Origin of the sequence: Actinomadura darangshiensis, from assembly GCF_004349235.1 — a bacterium.
GTDB lineage: Bacteria > Actinomycetota > Actinomycetes > Streptosporangiales > Streptosporangiaceae > Spirillospora > Spirillospora darangshiensis.
In genome coordinates, this window is the sequence record NZ_SMKY01000415.1 from 1 (window position 1) to 6,228 (window position 6,228).

The window sequence follows — 6,228 nt, forward strand, 5'->3', positions numbered from 1 at the left end:
CCAGGTGGCAGCGGCAGTACGAGAAGCTGCTCAAGGCCGTTCCCTCGGCGAGAGTGGCCCGCGACCTGGACGCCGACCTGTCGGCCGAGCCCGCGCTGACCACGACCACCGGTGACCGGCACCGGGTCGAGAAGATCGTCGCGCGGTTCCGGTCGTACGGCCTGAAACCCGAGGTCAGGACCTACTACGCCTACCTGTCCCTGCCGAAGCGCGTGCGGGTCGAGATGACCGCGCCGCGGGAGCGGACGCTGCCGGTCAAGGAGAAGAAGCAGCCCTGGCAGAAGCACTACGACGAGGTCATCCCGTCGCACAACGGCATGTCGCCGTCCGGGAACGTCCGGGGCGAGGTCGTCTACGCCAACTACGGCCGGCCGGAGGACTTCGCACTGCTCGACGCGAAGGGCGTCTCCGTCAAGGGGAAGATCGTCCTCGCCCGGTACGGGGCGGTGTTCCGCGGTATCAAGCCGCGCGAGGCCGCCAAGCGCGGTGCGAAGGGCATGCTCATCTACTCCGACCCCGCCGACGACGGCTTCGTCCGGGGCCCGGTCTACCCGGACGGGCCGTGGCGCGCCGCCGACGGCATCCAGCGCGGCAGCATCGCGCAGATCCAGCTCGCGGCCGGGGACCCGCAGACGCCCGGCTGGGCGGCGGTGAAGGGCGCGCACCGGATCCCGCCGTCCGAGGCCCCGATGCTGACGGGGCTCATCCCGACGACGCCGATCTCCTACGGCGCGGCCGAGCCGCTGCTGCGCGCGCTGAAGGGCGAGGAGGCGCCGGAGGAATGGCAGGGCGGCCTGCCGTTCACCTACCGGATCGGGCCCGGCGGGACGAAGGTCCACCTCGACCTGAAGAACGAGTTCCAGGTGCGTCCGCTGTGGGACGTGACCGTGCGCATCCCCGGCAGCGAGCACCCCGAGCAGGAGGTCGTCCTCGGCGCGCACCACGACGCGTGGGCGTACGGGAGCAGCGACAACCTGTCCGGTACGGAGAACGTGCTCCAGGTGGGGCGCGCCCTGGGCAAGCTCCTCAAGAAGGGGTGGCGGCCTAAGCGGTCCGTCGTGCTCGCCACCTGGGACGGCGAGGAGTACGGCCTGTTCGGCTCCACCGAGTACGCCGAGCAGCGGGCGAAGCAGCTCCGGAACGCGGTCGCGTACGTGAACATGGACGGCGCCGGCGGCTCGGAGTTCGGTACTTCGGCGACGCCCGCGCTGGACCGATCGGTCATCGACGCGTCCAAGGATGTGGACTGGCCCGGCACGGACGGGACCCTGTACGAGGCGTGGAAGGCACAGAACGACGGCAAGACCCCGATCGGCCGCATCGGCGGCGGCTCGGACTTCCAGGCGTTCTTCCAGCGGTACGGGGTGCCCGCGATGGACCTGGGCTCGTCCTCGCCGGGATCGTCCGGCAACTACCACTGCTCGTGCGACGACTTCTACTGGATGTCGCACTTCGGCGATCCGGGCTGGCAGTACCACGCGGCGATGTCGCGGGTGGTGGGCATCGCGACGCTGCGGCTGGCGAACGCCGACGTGGTCGCCATCGGCTATCGCCCGTACGCGGCGGAGACGGCCCAGTACCTCACCGACTTCACCGACGAGCAGCGCACGCGGCTGGGCTCCGTCGTCGTGGACGTCTCGCGCGACATCAAGCAGGCCGAGGCGTGGCAACGCGCTGCGGAGGCGCTGCAAGCGCGCGCGGACGAGGCGCTCCGCAAGGGCGACACGCGGGCGTTCCGCCGCCTCAACACCAAGATCATGCAGACGGAGCGGGACCTGCTGACCCAGGCCGGGCTGCCAGGCCGCCCCTGGTACCGGCACCAGATATACGCGCCCGGCATCGACACCGGCTACGCCACGCAGCGGCTCCCCGCGCTGAACGACGCCCTCTTCATCGACCACGACGTCCGCACCGCGAAGGCGTACGAGGCCCGGCTGTTCCAGAGCCTCCGCGCCGCGACCCGCACCCTCGCCCCCGAGGAGTAACCATGAAGAGAATCCTCGCGATCACGGCCGCCACCGTGGTCGGCTCCGCCCTTGCCGTCTCGGCCGTGCCGGCGGGCGCCTCGCCGGCCCACGACCGTCCGGGCATCTCCAAGGAGGCGTTCGGCACGCTGGAGGACGGCACGAAGGTCGACCGCTACACCCTCACGAGCGGGCGCGGCGTCCGGGTGCGCATCATCACCTACGGCGGCATCGTCCAGACCCTGGAGACACCGGACCGGCACGGGCACCGGACCAACGTCGTCCTCGGCTTCCCGACGCTGAAGGACTACGTCGACCTGAACGGCGGCCCGTACTTCGGCGCCATCATCGGTCGCTACGCCAACCGCATCGCCAAGGGGCGGTTCACGCTGGACGGCAAGACGTACCAGCTCGCCATCAACAACGGCGAGAACAGCCTGCACGGCGGCCTCAAGGGCTTCAACACCAAGGTGTGGAAGGCCGAGCCCATCGAGAGCGGCCACAGCGTCGGCCTGCGCCTGGACTACACCAGCGTGGACGGCGAGGAGCATTATCCGGGCACCCTCAAGACCACCGTCACCTACACGCTCACCAGCCGCAACGAGCTGCACGTCGCCTACCACGCGACGACCGACCAGGCCACCGTCGTCAACCTGACCAACCACACGTACTTCAACCTCGCCGGCGAGGGCACCGGCGACGTCTACGACCACCGGCTGACGCTCAACGCGTCCCGGTACACGCCGGTGGACACGACCCAGATCCCGACCGGTCAGATCGCCGCGGTGAAGGGCACGCCGTTCGACTTCACCCGCCCGCACGCGATCGGCGAGCGGATCCGCGCGAACGACCCGCAGCTGCTCATCGGGCAGGGCTACGACCACAACCTCGTCCTCGACCAGCGGCACCCGGGCGCGCTCACCGAGGCGGCGCGGGTCACCGATCCGCACTCCGGCCGCGTCTTGAAGATCAGCACGACCGAACCGGGCGTGCAGTTCTACTCCGGCAACTTCCTCGACGGGAGCTTCGCCGGGACGAGCGGCCGCGTGTACCGGCAGGGCGACGGATTCGCGCTGGAGACCCAGCACTTCCCCGACTCGCCCAACCAGCCGGGCTTCCCGTCGACCGTCCTGCGGCCCGGGGAGTCGTTCGACTCCACCACCGTCTACGGTTTCTCGGCCGCCCGCTGACGCGGGGTCACGCCCGCTGAGACCTCCAGCACGCCCGTCTCGGTGACCAGCGCGGTCACCAGACGGGCGGGCGTGACGTCGAACGCGGGATTGAACGCGCCCACCCGATCCGGGACGGTCCTGATGCCGCCCCAGGTCGTGATCTCGCCGGCGGGACGCTCCTCGATCGGGATGCCGCCGCCGTCGGCGAGCGCGAGGTCGACGGTGCTCCACGGCGCGGCCACGACCAGCGGGATCCCGGCGGCGTGGCAGGCCAGCGCCACGCCCACCGAGCCGATCTTGTTGGCGGTGTCGCCGTTGGCGGCGATCCGGTCGGCGCCGATGACGGCCACGTCGGCGAGGCCGCGCAGGATCGTGCTCGGCGCGGCGCCGTCCGCCTGGACGAGGCAGGGGATGCCGGCCTGGTCGAGTTCCCAGGCGGTGAGCCGGGCGCCCTGCAGGAGAGGGCGGGTCTCGTCGGCGTAGACGATCTCCACGCGTCCGCGGTCGTGCATCTCCCGGATGACGCCGAGGGCCGTGCCCCACCCGGCCGTGGCGAGCGCGCCGGCGTTGCAGTGCGTGAGGACGCGCAGGGGACGGTCGGCCGACCGGCGCAGGATCCAGTCGGCGCCGAAGGCTCCGATGGCGTGGTTGCCGCGCACGTCCTCGTCGAGCAGCGCCTGGGCCTCGGCCGCGACCGCGTCGGCGCCCTTCGCGACGAACGGCAGCGCGCGGTCGACGCCGGCGGCGAGGTTCACCGCCGTCGGGCGGGCCTCCCGGACGCGGGTGATCGCGGCGTCGCGGCCCGCGTCGTCCCATCCCTCGCGGGCGGCCTGCCGGACGGCGATGGCCACGCCGAAGGCGCCCGTCACGCCGAGCGCGGGGGCTCCCCGCACGACCAGGCGCCGGATGGCGTCCACGAGCGCGCCGACGTCGCGCACCACGACGTACTCGACCCGGCCGGGCAGCACGGTCTGGTCCAGCAGCCGCAGCCCGTCGCCCGTCCACTCGACGGTCCGCACGTCGTTCGTCATACCGCCCATCATGCCCGCAAAATACCGCGAACCCCTATGCCATCAGGCTTTCCGCCCCGGCGACTCCGTAGCGTGACCTGCGGGAACTTGACAGAGGTCGAACTCATGTTCGAAATTGTTCCGGGAGGCTTGAGAGGAGGGACGGAGCGTGCCGGAGGCGGCCCTGCGGGACCTCGTGACGGCGTTGGAGAGCACGGGGCTGGACACCGCGCCGCGCGACGCGACGGTACCCGTGCTGCCCGCGCTGCGGACCGTCGTCCCCGGCGGCGGCCTGCGGCCCGGCTCCGTCGTCGGGCTGGACGGCCCCGGCGCCGCCTCCCTCGGCCTCGCGCTCGTCGCGGGCGTCTCCCGGCACGGCGGCGAGGACGGCACCGGCGGCTGGTGCGGCGTCGTCGGCGTCCCCGGCTTCGGCGTGGCCGCCGCCGCGGGGATGGGCGCCGCCCCCGAGCGCCTGCTCCTCGTCGACGAACCCGGCGACCGCTGGCCGGACGTGGTCGCCGCGCTGGCCGAGGCCGTGGACCTGGTCCTGCTGTGCCCGCCGGAGCGTCCGGGCGCCGCCGCCGTCCGCCGCCTGTCGGCGCTGGCCCGCAAGCACGGATGCGTGATCACGCTGACCGGCGCGTTCGCCCGCGAATGGCCGGGCACCCGGCTCCGGCTCCGCCTGGACGAGGTGGCCTGGGAGGGTCTCGCCGACGGCCACGGCCGGCTCACCGGCCGCCGCGTCGAGATCGTCGCCGAGGGCCGCGACGCCCCCGGCCGGGGCCGCCGCGCCCGCCTCTGGCTTCCCGCGCCCGACGGCACCGTCCGGCCGGACGAGACGGCCCGGCCGCCGCTCGAACTCGTGCCGGGCGCCGTGGCCGCCGGCTCGCCCGTCCATCCGCGGCCGGACGGGGCGGCGCCGCTGGTGCGGGTGCCGGTCGAGGAGGGGATCGCATGACACGGGTGCTGGTGGCCTGGTGCCCTGACTGGCCGGTCACGGCGGTCGGGGTCGACGCGGCGGTCCCCGGGGCCGTGGTGGTGCAGGGGCAGGTGGCGGCCTGCTCGGCGGCGGCGCGGGCCGAGGGGGTGCGGCGCGGGCAGCGGGTGCGGGACGCGCAGCGCCGCTGCCCGGAGCTGGTGGTGCGGGAGCGGGACGCCGACGCCGAGGGGCGGCTGTTCGAAACCGTCGTGGCGGCGGTCGCGGAGCTGACGCCGCGCGTGGAGGTGGTGCGGCCGGGGCTGTGCGCGATCCCGGCGCGCGGGCCCGCCCGGTTCTACGGGGGCGAGGAGGCGCTGCGCGTCCTTGTGCAGGACACGGTCGTCGAGGCCGGCCACGACTGCGGGTCGGGCGTCGCGGACGGGCTGTTCGCGGCGGAGCTGGCGGCGCGGGCCGGGCAGGGCGGAGCGGTCGTGCCGGAGGGCGGCGCGGCGGCGTTCCTCGCCCCGTACCCGCTGGCGGTGCTGGACCGGCCGGAGCTGGCCGACCTGCTGCGGCGGCTCGGGATCAAGACCCTCGGCGACTTCGCGGCGCTGCCGTCCGGGCACGTCGCCGGCCGGTTCGGGACGGACGGGGCGCTCGCGCACCGGCTGGCGCGGGGCGAGGAGCCGCGCCCGCTCGCGCCGGTCCGCCCCGCCGCGGACCTGTCGGTGCGCGGCGACTTCGATCCGCCCGCCGAGCAGGCGGAACGCGTCGTGTTCGCGGCGAAGCGGCTCGCGGGCGAGCTGCACGAGGGGCTCGCGGCGGGCGGGCTGGCGTGCGTCCGGCTGGAGGTCGCGGTCGGGTTCGCCGACGGGCACGTGCTGCGGCGGCTGTGGCGGCACGACGGGTTGTCGGCGCTGGCGGTGGCCGAGCGGGTGCGGTGGCAGCTGTCGGCCCATGAGCCGGCAGGGCAGGGCGGCAATGCCGATGACGTCTGGGGCGGTGTGACCTGGGTGGAGCTGGCGCCCGACCAGATCGTCCCCGACGAGGGGCGGCAGGAGGGGCTCTGGGGCCGGACCGCGGTCACCGACCGGATCGCGCGGGCCGCCGACCGCATCCAGGCGCTGCTCGGCCACCAGGGGATCACGCGGCCGGTGCTGGTG

5 protein-coding genes are annotated in these 6,228 nt (G+C 74.0%); 4 read left to right on the plus strand and 1 reads right to left on the minus strand.

All coding sequences use genetic code 11. The features are described from left to right. On the plus strand, nucleotides 1–1,985 hold a 1,985-nt coding region (locus tag E1293_RS43205), incomplete at its 5' end, for a M28 family peptidase (RefSeq protein ID WP_132205356.1). A 2-nt stretch (nucleotides 1,986–1,987) separates the two neighbouring features. Further along, nucleotides 1,988–3,154 carry an aldose epimerase family protein gene (locus E1293_RS43210; protein WP_132205358.1) on the plus strand — a complete coding sequence of 389 codons (1,167 nt, stop codon included), beginning with the start codon at nucleotides 1,988–1,990 and terminating at the stop codon, nucleotides 3,152–3,154. Here E1293_RS43210 and mtnA read toward each other — a convergent pair. Further along, nucleotides 3,130–4,167, minus strand: coding sequence for an S-methyl-5-thioribose-1-phosphate isomerase (gene mtnA / locus E1293_RS43215; RefSeq protein WP_132205360.1), 1,038 nt, complete (start codon nucleotides 4,165–4,167; stop codon nucleotides 3,130–3,132). The genes E1293_RS43210 and mtnA overlap by 25 nt on opposite strands. A 148-nt stretch (nucleotides 4,168–4,315) precedes the next feature. Between mtnA and E1293_RS43220 the strand changes: the two genes are divergently transcribed. Both E1293_RS43220 and E1293_RS43225 read left to right on the plus strand, forming a co-directional pair. Beyond that, the gene (locus E1293_RS43220) at nucleotides 4,316–5,104 is read left to right on the plus strand and encodes a hypothetical protein (RefSeq protein WP_243717425.1); all 789 of its coding nucleotides are present in this window, start codon (nucleotides 4,316–4,318) and stop codon (nucleotides 5,102–5,104) included. Then, a partial coding sequence (locus tag E1293_RS43225; RefSeq protein ID WP_132205362.1) for a DNA polymerase Y family protein occupies nucleotides 5,101–6,228 on the plus strand: 1,128 nt, incomplete at its 3' end. The genes E1293_RS43220 and E1293_RS43225, both read left to right, overlap by 4 nt.